Raw genomic sequence first — 15,442 nt, 5'->3', positions numbered from 1 at the left:
CCCACATAGAACTGGAAATACTATTAGAAGATATGGATAGATGAATTTGTTGTAAGAAGAAAAGCTGTGTTAGCGGAGTAGAGGAAAGAATATGTATGAGCGGTGTAATATTTCGTCCGCCTGCCAGCATGAGTACTTCCATGAAACAACTGGCGTAGGCGTCCGATGAGAGTCCCGTTGCGCGGGGACTCTCAACTCACGCGCTTTTTACCGAGCCGTTTGCCCGACCGGTCTCAGAGCGTACATCCTGTACGCCCTCGACCTGCCACCAGCATCCCTGCTGGCGGCTCTAAAATGCATTCTTTCAACACAAAAATGACAAAAGAAATTTTTATCTTCTTATTCTTTTGATTGTTTAAATCTTGGTAGAGAGAGCCGTCGGTACAGGGATGTACCGGCGGAGTTTGGGGCGCCCTGGATGGGCGATACCAAACCGGAGCGGAAATGGCATCTCGGATAAAAGCGCGCGGGTGTTGGGTGCGCGCGCTGGCGCACCCGACTCGTTCGCCTACAACAGTGGTTTCATGGAAACTTACTTATAGAATGGCGAACGAAACCATATACCGCATTTATATGTACGATCTGCACACTCCCCTTACATCAAGTCGGCTTATTCCCATCCTTCGCCAACAGCTGATCTAACTCATCACCACCAAGGTGACGGAAATCCTGCCCTTTAACGAAGTAGAAAATAAACTCACAGATATTCTGGCAGCGGTCGCCAATACGCTCAATGGAGCGCGCACAGAACAGCGCAGTGAGAACGCTTGGAATCGTGCGCGTGTCTTCCATCATGTAGGTCATCAGCTGGCGCACAATGCCTTCATATTCCTGATCGACCTTTTTATCTTCACGATAAATACGCACCGCCTCATCCAGATCCATACGGGCGAACGCATCCAGCACGTCATGCAGCATCTGTACGGTGTGGCGACCCAGAGACTCTAGGCTAACCAACAGCGGTTGATGCTGATGAGAGAATTTCTCTAACGCCGTACGGCAGATTTTATCGGCTACGTCACCAATACGCTCCAACTCGGAGATCGTTTTAATGATCGCCATGACCAAACGTAAATCACTGGCGGTGGGCTGACGCTTAGCGATGATCTTCACACAGGCCTCATCGATCGCCACTTCCATCATGTTAACTTTTTTATCGCCTTCAATAACGCGTTTTGCCAGCTCACCGTCTTGGTTGTGCATAGCGGTAATCGCATCTGAAAGCTGCTGTTCAACCATCCCGCCCATGGTCATCACCTGAGTGCGGATGTGCTCCAGCTCGGCGTTAAACTGACCGGAAATATGTTTGTTTAGGTTTAAATTATCCATGATAAGTCCCGTAATCAGCCGTAACGGCCAGTGATGTAATCTTCCGTTTGCTTCTGCGCCGGAGAGGTAAACAGAGTGTCAGTATCGCTAAATTCAATCAGTTCGCCCAGATACATAAACGCGGTATGGTCTGAACAACGGGCAGCCTGCTGCATGTTATGCGTTACGATCACTACCGTGTAGTCTTCTTTCAGTTCGGTGATCAGCTCTTCAATTTTGCTGGTGGAAATCGGATCCAGCGCGGAGCAAGGCTCATCGAGCAATAAAACCTCAGGGCGAATAGCAATTCCACGCGCAATACACAAACGCTGCTGTTGTCCACCAGACAGGCTGTAGCCGCTCTGATGGAGCTTATCTTTTGATTCATTCCATAGTGCCGCTTTGGTTAATGCCCACTGGACGCGCTCATCCATCTCGGCACGCGACAGCTTTTCAAACAAACGCACACCAAAGGCGATGTTATCGTAAATCGACATCGGGAAAGGCGTTGGCTTTTGGAATACCATGCCTACTTTGGCACGCAGCAGGGCGATATCTGAGTTATCAGTCAGAATATTGTGTCCATCAAGCAGGATTTCACCCTCTGCGCGCTGCTCAGGATAGAGCTGGAACATTTTGTTAAAGGTACGCAGCAACGTGGATTTGCCACAGCCTGACGGGCCGATAAACGCCGTCACCTTGTTCTTTTCAATATCCAGCGAAATATTCTTCAGCGCATGGAACTTGCCGTAGTAGAAGTTAAGATCGCGAACCTGGATTTTGCTGTTGGTCGTGTCTGTAACAATACTCATCTCTAATCTCTCTTTTTCACGACGCTGCTTTTCTTACAGATAAGCAACGCCTGCAATAATTAATGCTTTTTCTTAGCGCTTCTTCTGAGCAAAAACAACGCGCGCCAGAATGTTCAGCAGCAGAACACATAGGGTAATCAGTAACACCCCAGCCCAAGCCAGCTCTTGCCACTCGGCAAACGGGCTCATTGCAAACTTAAATATGGTGACCGGGAGGTTAGCAATCGGCTGCGACATATCGGTGCTCCAAAACTGGTTGGAGAGCGATGTAAACAGCAGCGGTGCGGTTTCACCGGCAATACGCGCAATCGCTAACAGCACGCCGGTGATAATGCCAGAAACCGATGCTTTTAACGTGATGGCAGAGATCATCTTCCATTTTGGTGTTCCCAGCGCATAAGCCGCTTCACGCAGGCTATCGGGCACCAGTTTCAGCATGTTTTCGGTGGTACGAATAACGATAGGGATCTGCAACAGCGCCAGCGCAATCACACCCGCCCAGCCGGAGAAATGCTGCACCTTGGCAACAACAATGGTGTAAACAAATAGCCCAACCACAATAGATGGCGCGGAGAGCAAGATGTCATTAATAAAGCGGATAAAATTCGCCAACCATCCTTTGCGGCCATACTCGGCTAAATAGATACCAGCCATAATTCCTAGCGGAGTACCAATCACCGTCGCCCATAGAATGAGCAAACCTGAACCGGCAATGGCGTTAGCCAAACCACCGCCTTCACTGTTTGGTGGAGGTGTCATTTCGGTAAACAGCGCGATGGACATGCCATCAACGCCTTTCGTGATTGTCGAAAACAAAATCCACACCAGCCAGAACAGCCCAAAGGCCATCGTGACCATCGACAAAAACAGCGCAATGCGGTTTTTCTGACGACGCCATGCCTGCATTTTTCGGCGTGAACTGGCTAAAGCCTGTGCGTCATTCATATCAATCATCGCCATCTTAACGTCCCTCATTCTTATCAAGACGTAAAATCATCAGCTTGGACAAAGCCAACACAATGAACGTGATAACAAACAGGATCAGGCCTAACTCCATCAGCGCCGCTGTATGCAGGCCTGACTCAGCTTCAGCAAACTCGTTCGCCAACGCAGAAGTAATGCTGTTCCCTGGCATAAACAGAGAAGCGCTGTCGAGCTGGTAGGTATTACCAATGACGAAAGTCACCGCCATGGTTTCCCCCAGTGCACGCCCTAAACCCAGCATGATGCCGCCGATCACTCCATTTTTGGTGAACGGCAGAACGATGCGGCTCATCACTTCCCACGTCGTACAGCCAATGCCGTAGGCTGATTCCTTCATCATCACCGGCGTTTGCTCAAAAACATCACGCATTACGGCGGCAATATAAGGAATGATCATGATGGCAAGAATCACACCGGCAGCCAAAATACCGATACCAAACGCAGGGCCAGCAAATAGGTCACCCACAATCGGAATACCGGAAAGCACATCACCCACCGGCGTTTGGAAATATTCGGCAAACAGCGGAGCAAAAACAAACAGCCCCCACATACCATAAACAATGCTCGGAATAGCAGCCAACAGTTCAATCGCAACACCCAGCGGGCGGCGCAACCAAGTTGGTGCGAGTTCAGTGAGGAACAACGCGATCCCAAAGCTCACCGGTACGGCAATCACTAAGGCGATAATAGAGGTGACGATCGTGCCGTAAATCGGCACTAAGGCCCCAAACTGCTCCGCTGGTGCGTCCCACTCTTTGGACCACAGGAAAGCAAAGCCAAACTTCTGAATGCTCGGCAGCGACGCGATAAACAGCGAAACAATGATGCCGCCCAACAACAATAGAGTAATCAGCGCTGCTAGTTTGACTAGAGCACCAAAGATAACGTCACCGTTTTTGCTCGGTGGTTTTATTTTTGATTCTTTCTTGGGCAACGAAGGCTTAGATAACGGATGATCAGCCATGTGATTCTCTTCTTAAACTAGAGTTCCGCTTCCAAAGCATCGGCTCTGGAAGCGGATGAAACATTAGTACAGCGCTTTACCTGAACTGTCTTTTACGTTGGTCTTCCATGCTGCACGGATTTGCTCAACGACAGCGTTAGGCAACGGTGCATAGTCCAAAGCGCTGGCTTCTTTGCCGCCATTTTTATAGGCCCAGTCAAAGAATTTCAGTACCGCTGCGCCCTGCTCTGGTTTCTGCTGATCTTTGTGCACCAGAATGAAGGTGGTGGAGCTGATAGGCCATGCATTAGCGCCTTTCTGGTTGGTCAGGTCTTGAGCGAAGGATTTGCTCCAGTCAGCGCCTTTAGCCGCGTTGCTAAAGCTCTCTTCCGTTGGTAGAACAGCATCGCCATCAGCAGAGATCAGCTTGGTATAAGCCAGTTTGCTTTGCTTAACGTAAGCATACTCAACATAGCCAATGGAGCCTGGCAGACGCTGGATGAACGCAGCAACGCCGTCATTACCTTTGCCGCCCAAACCGGTTGGCCAGTTAACGGTAGAACCTGCACCAACTTTAGATTTCCAATCTGGGTTCACTTTCGCCAGATAGTTGGTGAAGACGTAAGAAGTACCAGAACCATCAGCGCGGCGAACCACGGCAATATTGGTATCTGGCAGTTTTAAGCCTGGATTTAATTTAGTGATCGCTGGGTCATTCCATTTTTTGATGTTGCCCAGATAGATATCACCCAGAGTTTTGCCATCCAGCGTCAGTTCGCCAGATTTCAATCCCGGAATATTCACCGCCAGCACCACACCACCGATAACGGTTGGGAACTGGAACAGGCCATCTGCGGCCAGTTTTTCATCGGTCAGAGGCGCATCAGAAGCACCGAAATCAACGGTGTTAGCAATGATTTGCTTAACACCGCCGGAAGAACCAATACCTTGATAGTTAACTTTGTTACCAGTTTCTTTCTGATAGGTATCTGCCCACTTAGCATAAACAGGCGCGGGGAAAGTCGCACCGGCACCGGTCAGGCTGGTCGCGGCGAATGCAGACATTGTAGTCAGAGAGCAAGTTGCAGCAACAATGGCAGCAACAGTCTTATGGGTAACCATTTTTTTAGTGACAACCAAGGAACGCATCGGCTTCATATTCCCTCCACAGGGAGTGTTATTCATCAGCATCAGTGTGAACAATCAAGTTTAAGTATGGTGCAGGAGGGAAAATAAGGCAGTTTGATGACAGTAAAATGTATGGAATATGACAGTTTTATTACAGATGAAATGTTTGTTGGCGGGGAAAAATGAAAAAGCCCCGCGAACGGGGCTTAGAGACGGGTTTACTCAACGGTTACCGATTTAGCCAGATTTCGTGGCTGATCGACATCAGTACCTTTGATGAGCGCCACATGATATGAAAGCAGTTGAAGCGGAACGGTATAGAAGATCGGTGCAATCACTTCTTCTACGTGCGGCAGAGAAATAATGCGCATACCTTCGCTATCGGTGAAACCAGCGTCTTTATCGGCAAAGACATACAGCAAACCGCCGCGCGCGCGAACTTCTTCAATATTGGATTTCAATTTTTCCAGCAGTTCGTTATTTGGCGCAATCACAACCACTGGCATATCGGCATCAATCAGCGCCAGTGGTCCGTGTTTGAGTTCACCAGCCGCATAGGCTTCTGCATGGATATAGGAGATCTCTTTAAGCTTTAGAGCACCTTCCATTGCGATGGGATACTGATCGCCACGGCCAAGGAACAAGGCATGCTGTTTATCCATGAAATCTTCGGCCAGTTCTTCAATACCTTGATCCATCGATAACATCTGCTCAATACGCGCAGGCAGTGCTTGCAAGGCGTGAACGATATCGTGCTCAATCTGCTCAGGCATCGCATGCAGGCGGCCAATACGCGCCACCAGCATCAGCAAAACGGTTAACTGAGTGGTAAACGCTTTGGTAGATGCGACGCCGATTTCTGTTCCCGCTTTGGTCATCAGAGCCAAATCAGATTCACGCACCAGCGACGAACTTGCCACGTTACAGATAGCCAACGAGCCTAAATAGCCAATCTCTTTGGACAAACGTAAAGCTGCTAACGTATCCGCCGTTTCACCCGACTGAGATAACGTAATGATCAGGCTATTTTTGCGTACCGCAGACTTGCGATAGCGGAATTCAGAAGCAATCTCCACGTCACAAGGCACACCAGCCAGAGATTCAAACCAATAGCGCGCCACCATACCCGAGTGGTATGAAGTCCCACAGGCGATAATCTGGATATGCTCAACCTTCGCCAGCAGCGTATCGGCTTTCTCACCAAGTTCGCTCAGATCAACTTTACCATGGCTAAAACGCCCCTCGAGGGTATTTTTGATGGCTAACGGCTGCTCATAGATCTCTTTTTGCATGTAGTGGCGATATGCGCCTTTGTCACCCGCGTCATATTGCACGTTGGATTCAATTTCTGCGCGTTCAACGGCATTGCCTTCTTTATCAAAGATCTTGACCGTGCGGCGCGTCACTTCAGCAATATCGCCTTCTTCCAAGAAGATAAAACGACGGGTCACAGGCAGCAGTGCCAGCTGATCGGAGGCAATAAAGTTTTCGCCCATCCCGCAACCAATTACCAGCGGGCTACCAGAGCGGGCTGTGACCAGTACATCTGGATGACGGGCATCCATTACGACGGTACCGTAAGCACCGCGCAGCTGTGGGATAACGCGTTGAACAACTTCTAATAGCGAACCACCCGCCTGTTGCTGCTCCCAATGGGTGAGGTGCGCGATCACTTCGGTGTCTGTTTCAGACGTAAAGTGATAGCCACGCTCAATCAGCAACGCGCGCAGGGATTCGTAGTTTTCGATAATCCCGTTGTGTACCACGGCAATATGTTCAGAAACATGCGGGTGCGCATTATGTTCGGTTGGTTCACCGTGCGTAGCCCAGCGAGTATGCGCAATACCGGTTCCACCGGTCATTGGGCTTTCCGCTACGGCATCACTGAGAGCCTGCACCTTTCCAACGCGGCGGATACGCTGCATATGACCCTGATGATCAACGATCGCCAGACCCGCAGAATCATAACCACGGTATTCTAAACGACGCAGACCTTCTAACAGGATTTCTGCAATATCACGCTGCGCAACTGCGCCAACAATTCCACACATAGTGTTTGATTCCTATAACAAGAACAGCATTTCGTTTGCTGTTCTGTCGATGTCCGTACGATCTGATTTGATGCCCCGAGCCTGTAGAGATTGGGGCGATTCCCCTGTGGGGATATTATTTTTTACTGCTTATTTTGTTCTGTGCCTTGGTAAACAAGGCACAGTGCAAAATAGATTACCGTTGTAATCATCAACCGTGTTTAACGGGGATAACCTATCTTATTCGGCGGCTATTTCTTTACCGGACGCTTCCAGCCTTGGATATGTGTTTGCTTAACGCGACTCAAGACTAGCTCTTTTTCCGCCACGTTTTTCGTTACGGTTGTGCCCGCAGCAATCGTGACACCGTTGCCAATGGTGACTGGGGCCACCAGCTGAGTATCAGAACCCACAAACACATCGTCGCCGATAATCGTCTTGAATTTATTAGCACCATCGTAGTTACAGGTAATCGTACCCGCACCAATGTTCACGTTGTCGCCAATCTCCGCATCGCCTAAATAAGAAAGGTGTCCAGCTTTGGAGCCTTTGCCCAAGCGCGCTTTCTTCATCTCAACGAAGTTGCCAACATGCGCTTTCTCAGCTAAATCCGCACCTGGACGCAGACGAGCAAATGGCCCCACGGTACATTCCGTCGCTAAGGTGGCATTTTCAATCACGGTATAAGGGCTGATTTCGCAATCATCACCGATAACGCAGTCTTTCAGCACACAGCCGGTGCCGATACGCACGCGATCGCCCAGCTTAACGGTACCTTCGATAATCACGTTCGTATCAATGGAGATATCACGGCCGTGGATCAGTTCACCGCGCAGATCGAAACGAGCAGGATCAAGCAACATCACGCCAGCTAACAACAGCTTCTGCGCCTGTTCAGATTGATATTCACGCTCTAACGCTGACAGTTGCAGACGGTTATTAACGCCCTCAACCTCACTCAAACGGTCAGGATGAACGGCTTCGATACGGTGGCCTTCCTGATGCGCCAAGGCAATAATGTCAGTGATGTAATATTCACCCTGCGCGTTATTGTTGTTAAGTTTGCCTAACCAACGCTTTAGATCACGACCGCTAGCAACCAGAATACCGGTATTGATTTCATTAATTTTATGCTGCTCAGCAGTGGCATCTTTATGTTCTACAATGCCCACAACGTTGTCGTTCTCACGCACGATGCGGCCATAGCCCGTAGGGTTTGCAAGCTTAACGGTCAGCAAACCAATACCGCCCTGCGGCTTAGCAGCTAACAAACGTTGCAGCGTTTCACCAGATATAAGTGGCACATCGCCATACAGCATCAACACATCTTCATCATCAGAAAAATGTGGCGCCGCTTGTTGCATCGCATGCCCGGTACCCAGCTGTTCGGCCTGTAATACCCAGTTCAGCGGCTGGTCTGACAGTTTTTCTTTTAACAGATCTCCACCATGACCATAAACCAGATGCACGTTCTGTGCGCCCAACTTTAAAGCCGTATCGATGACATGCTGAACCATTGGCTTTCCAGCCAGAGGATGAAGCACTTTCGGAAGATCGGAATACATACGAGTACCCTTGCCTGCGGCAAGAATAACAACGCTTAAAGAACTGTTAGACATAAGCAACCTGATTCATTCAAATTGATGGGCAAAGTAAACCTGTTTGGTAACAGAATTACTACATATTTCTCAGCACAAAACTTTCGCAAGCCGCGCTGGCTGCGGAATAGACACATAATAAATAACAGCGGGCAGAATGGGAAAATATGTCTGCGAACAGAGACAAATAATAGGTTAATTGCACAACGTTTAGGCGGGTTTTGCTCTGGGGAAAGTCTTATTTTCAGAATAAAAAAAAGCGGCCTTTCAGCCGCTTTTTATTTGGAGTCTGCTTACATCGCTTTCTTGGTCAATTCGATAACGCGAAGTTTCGCGATCGCTTTGGACAATTCCGCTGATGCCTGAGCATAGTCAACATCGCCGTGCGAGTTATTGATGTGTTCTTCCGCTTTACGCTTAGATTCCATCGCTCGCGCCTCGTCGAGGTCTTGACCACGAATGGCGGTATCAGCCAACACAGTTACCGAGCTCGGTTGTACCTCAAGGATACCGCCGGACAGGTAGATGAACTCTTCTTCACCGTGCTGTTTAACAATACGCACCATGCCAGGCTTAATGGCAGTAAGCAGCGGGGCGTGACCAGGGAAAACCCCTAGCTCACCTTCACTACCTGTCACCTGGATTTTCTGTACCAGCCCAGAAAACATTTTCTGCTCTGCGCTTACAACGTCCAGATGGTAAGTCATAGCCATATCAACCTCCTCTCAAGGCGTTACAGTTTCTTGGCTTTTTCCACTGCTTCTTCAATGGTGCCAACCATGTAGAACGCCTGCTCTGGCAGATGATCGTAATCACCATCCAGAATGCCTTTGAAACCACGAATGGTATCTTTCAGCGAGACGAACTTGCCCGGAGAACCGGTAAAGACTTCAGCAACGAAGAATGGCTGTGACAGGAAACGTTGGATTTTACGCGCACGAGCAACGACCAGTTTGTCGTCTTCAGACAGTTCGTCCATACCCAGAATCGCGATGATATCTTTCAGTTCCTGATAACGTTGCAGAATAGACTGCACGCCACGTGCCACGTCGTAGTGTTCCTGACCCACAACCAGTGGATCCAGCTGACGGCTGGTGGAATCCAGCGGGTCAACGGCTGGGTAGATACCCAGAGAAGCGATCTGACGGCTCAGTACCACGGTTGCGTCCAAGTGAGCAAAGGTGGTTGCTGGTGATGGGTCAGTCAAGTCATCCGCAGGTACGTAAACGGCCTGAACAGAGGTGATTGAACCCGTTTTGGTAGAGGTGATACGTTCTTGCAGAACACCCATCTCTTCCGCCAGCGTTGGCTGATAACCTACCGCCGAAGGCATACGACCCAGCAGTGCAGATACTTCGGTACCGGCCAAGGTATAACGGTAGATATTATCGATGAACAGCAGTACGTCACGACCTTCGTCACGGAACTTCTCAGCCATAGTCAGACCGGTCAGCGCAACGCGCAGACGGTTTCCTGGTGGCTCGTTCATCTGGCCATAAACCAGTGATACTTTGTCCAATACGTTGGAGTCGGTCATTTCGTGGTAGAAGTCGTTACCCTCACGAGTACGTTCACCCACGCCGGCAAATACAGAGTAACCTGAGTGCTCGATTGCGATGTTACGAATCAGCTCCATCATGTTTACTGTTTTACCAACACCCGCACCACCGAACAGACCAACTTTACCGCCCTTAGCGAACGGGCAAATCAGGTCCATTACTTTGATACCGGTTTCCAGCAGTTCTTGCGAGTTAGACAGTTCTTCGTAGCTTGGAGCTTCACGGTGAATAGCCCAGCGATCTTCTTCGCCGATATCACCCTTCATATCAATTGGCTCACCCAGTACGTTCATAATACGACCCAAGGTCGCCTTACCTACTGGGACTTCAATCGGGTGCTCCAGGTCAACAACGTCCAGTCCGCGACGCAGACCGTCAGAAGTACCCATAGCGATACAGCGTACAACGCCGCCGCCTAGCTGCTGCTGAACTTCCAGTACCAATTTGGCACCGCCTTTCACCTCAAGTGCGTTATACACTTTAGGCACGGCATCTTGCGGGAACTCGACGTCCACCACAGCGCCGATAACCTGGATAATCTTTCCAGTAGCCATCTTGAATCCTCTACGTAATTCGTAAAACCTAGCTTAAACCGCGGAGGCTCCACCGACGATCTCGGTGAGCTCTTGGGTAATGCTGGCCTGACGAGCTTTGTTGTATACCAACTGCAGCTCTTTGATCAGGCTACCGCCGTTATCAGTTGCGGCTTTCATCGCAACCATTCGAGCGGCCTGCTCACTGGCCAGGTTTTCCACGACGCCCTGATAAACCTGAGATTCCACATAACGACGCAGCAAGGTATCCAGCAGCGCCTTAGGATCGGGTTCGTACAGGTAATCCCATGATTTCTTCTTCAACTCGCTATCATCAGACGGTGGCAGCGGCAACAACTGAAGGATCTGAGGTTCTTGAGACATGGTATTGATGAACTTGTTGCTCACCACATACAGTTTGTCCAGACGCCCTTCATCATAAGCCTGCAACATCACTTTTACCGGCCCAATCAATTCAGACAGGGAAGGGTGGTCACCCATACCGGTTACCTGTGCAACGATATTACCGCCCACAGAACCAAAGAAAGATGCTGCTTTGGAACCAATCAGCGCGAGATCAACTTCAACGCTTTTTTCGTTCCAGCTTTTCATATCCGTCAGCAGTTTTTTGAACAGGTTAATGTTCAAGCCACCACACAGACCACGGTCGGTAGAAACCACCAGATACCCAACGCGCTTAACGTCGCGCTCTTCCAGGTACGGGTGTTTATATTCCAGATTACCAAGGGCAAGGTGACCAATCACTTTGCGCATGGTTTCTGCATAAGGACGGCTGGCCGCCATGCGATCCTGCGTTTTACGCATTTTGGAGGCGGCGACCATTTCCATCGCTTTAGTGATCTTTTGCGTGTTTTGGACGCTTGCGATCTTACTACGTATCTCTTTTGCGCCGGCCATCTCTGCTTCTCCTCAAGACCTTACGGCCCGACAGCATTCTTTAACGAAAACCATCAGGCCGTAACGGTATTACCAGGACTGGGTTGCCTTGAAGGTATCGAGGATGCCTTTCAGCTTGCCCTCGATCTCGTCATTGTAAGCACCAGTTTGGTTGATTTGTTGCATCAGGTCAGCGTGCTCACGTTCAACGTAAGCCATCAGAGCAGCTTCAAAGCTGCCGATCTTAGCCAGTTCAACGTCTTCCAGATAGCCACGTTCAGCTGCAAACAGAACCAGAGACTGTTCTGCAACCGACATCGGTGCATACTGTTTCTGTTTCAGTAACTCGGTCACTTTCTGACCGTGATTCAGCTGTTTACGGGTTGCATCATCCAAATCGGAAGCGAACTGAGAGAACGCAGCCAGTTCACGATACTGTGCCAGAGCAGTACGAATACCACCGGACAGTTTTTTCATGATCTTGGTCTGAGCAGCACCACCAACACGAGATACAGAGATACCCGGGTTAACCGCAGGACGAATACCGGCGTTAAACAGGTTAGATTCCAGGAAGATCTGACCGTCGGTAATGGAAATTACGTTGGTCGGAACGAACGCGGAAACGTCACCCGCCTGAGTTTCAATGATCGGCAGAGCCGTCAATGAACCGGTAGCGCCTTTTACTTCACCCTTAGTGAAAGCTTCTACGTAATCGGCGTTAACACGCGCAGCACGTTCCAGCAAACGGGAGTGGAGATAGAAGACGTCGCCTGGGAATGCTTCACGACCTGGTGGACGACGAAGCAACAGGGAAATCTGACGGTAAGCAACCGCTTGTTTAGACAGGTCATCATAAATGATAAGCGAGTCTTCACCACGGTCACGGAAGTATTCGCCCATCGCACAACCGGCATACGGAGCCAGGTATTGCAGCGCAGCAGACTCAGAAGCAGATGCAACAACAACAATGGTGTTAGCCAATGCGCCGTGCTCTTCCAGTTTGCGAACGACGTTTGCGATAGTCGAAGCTTTCTGACCGATAGCGACATAAATACATTTGATGCCGGAATCACGCTGGTTAATGATGGCGTCAACTGCCAGAGCGGTTTTACCGGTCTGACGGTCACCGATCACCAGTTCACGCTGACCACGACCGATTGGGATCATGGCATCAACGGACTTATAACCAGTCTGTACAGGCTGATCAACGGATTGGCGTTCGATAACGCCCGGAGCGATAGCTTCAACGGCAGAGAAGCCGTCGTTGTCTACAGGACCTTTACCATCGATAGGTTCACCCAAGGTGTTAACCACGCGACCCAACAGGCCACGACCAACCGGTACTTCCAGAATACGGCCAGTACACTTAACTTTCATGCCTTCGGCTAAGTCAGCGTATGGACCCATAACTACCGCACCAACAGAGTCGCGCTCTAGGTTCAGTGCGATAGCGTAGCGGTTGCCTGGCAGCGCGATCATCTCGCCCTGCATAACATCCGCCAGACCATGAACACGGATAATACCGTCGCTCACGGACACAATAGTACCTTCGTTGTGAGCTTCGCTCACCACATTGAACTGAGCAATGCGCTGCTTGATCAGTTCGCTGATTTCGGTGGAATTCAGTTGCATGCTCCAGTCCCCTTAAGACTGCAAGACGTCTGCAAGGCGCTCAAGACGGCCGCGTACGCTGCCATCAATGACCATATCACCCGCACGGATGATTACGCCTGCCATTACAGACTTATCGATTTTGCAATTCAGCTTCACTTTGCGTGACAGACGTTTTTCCATCGCTGCGCTAATCTTCTTAAGCTGCTCATCACTCAGTGCATTGGCAGAAGTGACTTCTACCTCAGAGATAGCCTCACTGGCTGCACGCAGGTGAATAAACTGCTCAAGAACATCCGGGAGCGCATTCAGACGGTTATTTTCAGCCATTACCTTAATCAGGTTTTGGCCGCTTTCGTCCAGCTGCTCACCGCAGACGGCGATAAACGACTCAGCGAGCGTTTCCGGCGCCAGCGCGCCAGAGAGAAGCTCTGCCATTTGTTCGTTTTTCGTCACCTCAGCGGCAAACGTCAACATATCCTGCCAACGGTCAACGCTTTGGTGCTCAACGGCAAAGTCAAAAGCTGCTTTGGCGTAGGGGCGAGCTACCGTAATAAATTCAGACATCAGCCCCTCCCTCCTTACAGTTCAGCGACAAGTTTGTCCACGATGTCGCTGTTAGCAGCTTCATCCACGGAACGTTCGATGATCTTCTCGGCGCCAGCAACAGCCAGGATAGCGACTTGCTTACGCAGTTCTTCGCGAGCACGTTTACGCTCGGCGTCAATTTCCGCCTGCGCCTGTGCCACGATTTTAGTACGTTCCTGCTCTGCTTCAGTTTTGGCTTCGTCCAGGATCTGAGCGCGACGTTTGTTCGCCTGCTCGATGATTACCTGAGCTTCCGCCTTCGCTTTTTTCAGCTGGTCGGTCGCGCTGGCCTTTGCAAGGTCAAGATCCTTATGTGCTCGTTCCGCAGAAGCAAGACCGTCAGCAATTTCTTTCTGACGTTTTTCGATGGCTGCCATTAATGGCGGCCATACGTACTTCATGCAGAACAGAACGAACAGGACAAACGCGATGGCCTGGCCGAGGATTGTTGCGTTAAGATTCACAGCACAATGCCTCTTAAATAGTTAATTGGTATGTGTTTCTTTACGGTAGAAGAGCCAAGGCTCTTTTACGCGACAGCAAACATGACGTACAGACCCAGACCAACAGCGATCATTGGGATAGCATCCACCAGACCCATAACGATAAAGAACTGTGTACGCAGCAGAGGAATCAGGTCAGGTTGGCGTGCAGCGCCTTCCAGGAATTTACCACCCAGGATGCCGATACCGATCGCAGCACCGATTGCCGCTAAACCCATCATCACAGCGGCAGCCATGTACAGCAGATCCATACTCAGGTTTTCCATGACAGTCTCCAGTTTCTTTCAGTTTAAACGCAGTAGTGTTATTAAAAATATCAGTGCTCTTCAGACGCCATCGAGAGATAGACGATCGTCAGAACCATGAAGATAAAGGCTTGCAGCGTAATAATCAGGATGTGGAAAATAGCCCATGGAACATTGAGCACCCACTGTGACCACCACGGCAACAGACCGGCAATCAGGATGAAAATCAGCTCGCCGGCATACATGTTACCGAACAGTCGCAAACCCAGTGAAACTGGCTTAGACAACAGGCTGACGCCTTCCAGAATAAGGTTGATTGGAATAAATACAGGATGATTGAACGGCTGCATGGTCAGTTCTTTAACGAACCCACCGAAGCCTTTCATCTTAATGCTGTAGAACAGAATCAGGATAAATACGCCCAGCGCCATCGACAACGTAACGTTTACGTCAGCCGTTGGTACCACACGCAACGCTGGTAAACCAAGGATATGCTCGCCGATGTAAGGCAAGAAATCGATTGGCAGCAAGTCCATCAGGTTCATCAGGAAAACCCAAACAAACACGGTCAGAGCCAGAGGGGCAATAACCTTGCTTTTACCGTGATACATGTCGCGCACACTGCTATCGACGAAGCCGACAACCAGTTCAACCGCACACTGTAATTTACCCGGAACACCGCTAGTCGCGTTTTTAGCCACTT

At 49.9% G+C, this 15,442-nt stretch carries 15 protein-coding genes; all 15 read right to left on the bottom strand.

The window, feature by feature from the left end:
• Window positions 1–600: 600 nt before the first annotated feature.
• Window positions 601–1,329, bottom strand: a complete 729-nt coding sequence (gene phoU, locus RSC70_RS14965; protein ID WP_025797374.1) for a phosphate signaling complex protein PhoU — start codon at window positions 1,327–1,329, stop codon at window positions 601–603.
• Between the two features lie 14 nt (window positions 1,330–1,343).
• Window positions 1,344–2,120, bottom strand: coding sequence for a phosphate ABC transporter ATP-binding protein PstB (pstB, locus tag RSC70_RS14960; protein ID WP_025797376.1), 777 nt, complete (start codon window positions 2,118–2,120; stop codon window positions 1,344–1,346).
• 72 nt (window positions 2,121–2,192) lie between these two features.
• Window positions 2,193–3,080 carry a phosphate ABC transporter permease PstA gene (gene pstA, locus RSC70_RS14955; protein WP_040045286.1) on the bottom strand — a complete coding sequence of 296 codons (888 nt, stop codon included), beginning with the start codon at window positions 3,078–3,080 and terminating at the stop codon, window positions 2,193–2,195.
• A gap of 1 nt (window position 3,081) precedes the next feature.
• Complete coding sequence (pstC, locus tag RSC70_RS14950; RefSeq protein ID WP_052439903.1) at window positions 3,082–4,068, bottom strand: phosphate ABC transporter permease PstC; 987 nt, start codon at window positions 4,066–4,068, stop codon at window positions 3,082–3,084.
• 63 nt (window positions 4,069–4,131) lie between these two features.
• Window positions 4,132–5,169 (bottom strand): phosphate ABC transporter substrate-binding protein PstS, encoded by a 1,038-nt coding sequence (gene pstS, locus RSC70_RS14945; protein ID WP_040045313.1) that lies wholly within the window; start codon window positions 5,167–5,169, stop codon window positions 4,132–4,134.
• A gap of 224 nt (window positions 5,170–5,393) precedes the next feature.
• Window positions 5,394–7,226 carry a glutamine--fructose-6-phosphate transaminase (isomerizing) gene (gene glmS / locus RSC70_RS14940; protein WP_304183955.1) on the bottom strand — a complete coding sequence of 611 codons (1,833 nt, stop codon included), beginning with the start codon at window positions 7,224–7,226 and terminating at the stop codon, window positions 5,394–5,396.
• A gap of 230 nt (window positions 7,227–7,456) precedes the next feature.
• Window positions 7,457–8,824, bottom strand: a complete 1,368-nt coding sequence (gene glmU / locus RSC70_RS14935; RefSeq protein ID WP_063586127.1) for a bifunctional UDP-N-acetylglucosamine diphosphorylase/glucosamine-1-phosphate N-acetyltransferase GlmU — start codon at window positions 8,822–8,824, stop codon at window positions 7,457–7,459.
• A 272-nt stretch (window positions 8,825–9,096) separates the two neighbouring features.
• Complete coding sequence (locus RSC70_RS14930) at window positions 9,097–9,516, bottom strand: F0F1 ATP synthase subunit epsilon (protein WP_004093913.1); 420 nt, start codon at window positions 9,514–9,516, stop codon at window positions 9,097–9,099.
• 20 nt (window positions 9,517–9,536) lie between these two features.
• Entirely contained in the window at window positions 9,537–10,916 is a 1,380-nt protein-coding gene (atpD, locus tag RSC70_RS14925) for a F0F1 ATP synthase subunit beta (protein ID WP_004093912.1), read from the bottom strand.
• Window positions 10,917–10,949: 33 nt separating this feature from the next.
• Entirely contained in the window at window positions 10,950–11,813 is an 864-nt protein-coding gene (gene atpG, locus RSC70_RS14920) for a F0F1 ATP synthase subunit gamma (protein WP_025797385.1), read from the bottom strand.
• Between the two features lie 69 nt (window positions 11,814–11,882).
• Window positions 11,883–13,424 carry a F0F1 ATP synthase subunit alpha gene (gene atpA, locus RSC70_RS14915; protein ID WP_025797387.1) on the bottom strand — a complete coding sequence of 514 codons (1,542 nt, stop codon included), beginning with the start codon at window positions 13,422–13,424 and terminating at the stop codon, window positions 11,883–11,885.
• Between the two features lie 12 nt (window positions 13,425–13,436).
• A complete protein-coding gene (gene atpH / locus RSC70_RS14910; RefSeq protein WP_332542915.1) occupies window positions 13,437–13,970 on the bottom strand; it encodes a F0F1 ATP synthase subunit delta in 534 nt (177 codons plus the stop codon).
• A 14-nt stretch (window positions 13,971–13,984) separates the two neighbouring features.
• Window positions 13,985–14,455, bottom strand: a complete 471-nt coding sequence (atpF, locus tag RSC70_RS14905) for a F0F1 ATP synthase subunit B (RefSeq protein ID WP_003827022.1) — start codon at window positions 14,453–14,455, stop codon at window positions 13,985–13,987.
• Window positions 14,456–14,520: 65 nt separating this feature from the next.
• Window positions 14,521–14,760, bottom strand: coding sequence for a F0F1 ATP synthase subunit C (gene atpE, locus RSC70_RS14900; protein WP_004093904.1), 240 nt, complete (start codon window positions 14,758–14,760; stop codon window positions 14,521–14,523).
• A gap of 50 nt (window positions 14,761–14,810) precedes the next feature.
• The coding region (gene atpB, locus RSC70_RS14895) for a F0F1 ATP synthase subunit A (RefSeq protein ID WP_332542913.1) at window positions 14,811–15,442 on the bottom strand (632 nt) is incomplete at its 5' end.

The organism is Hafnia sp. (genome assembly GCF_036648275.1).
GTDB classification, from domain to species: Bacteria; Pseudomonadota; Gammaproteobacteria; order Enterobacterales; family Enterobacteriaceae; genus Hafnia; species Hafnia alvei.
The sequence above is the reverse complement of the archived record's forward strand: the minus strand, read 5'-3'. Positions and strand labels throughout refer to the sequence as shown.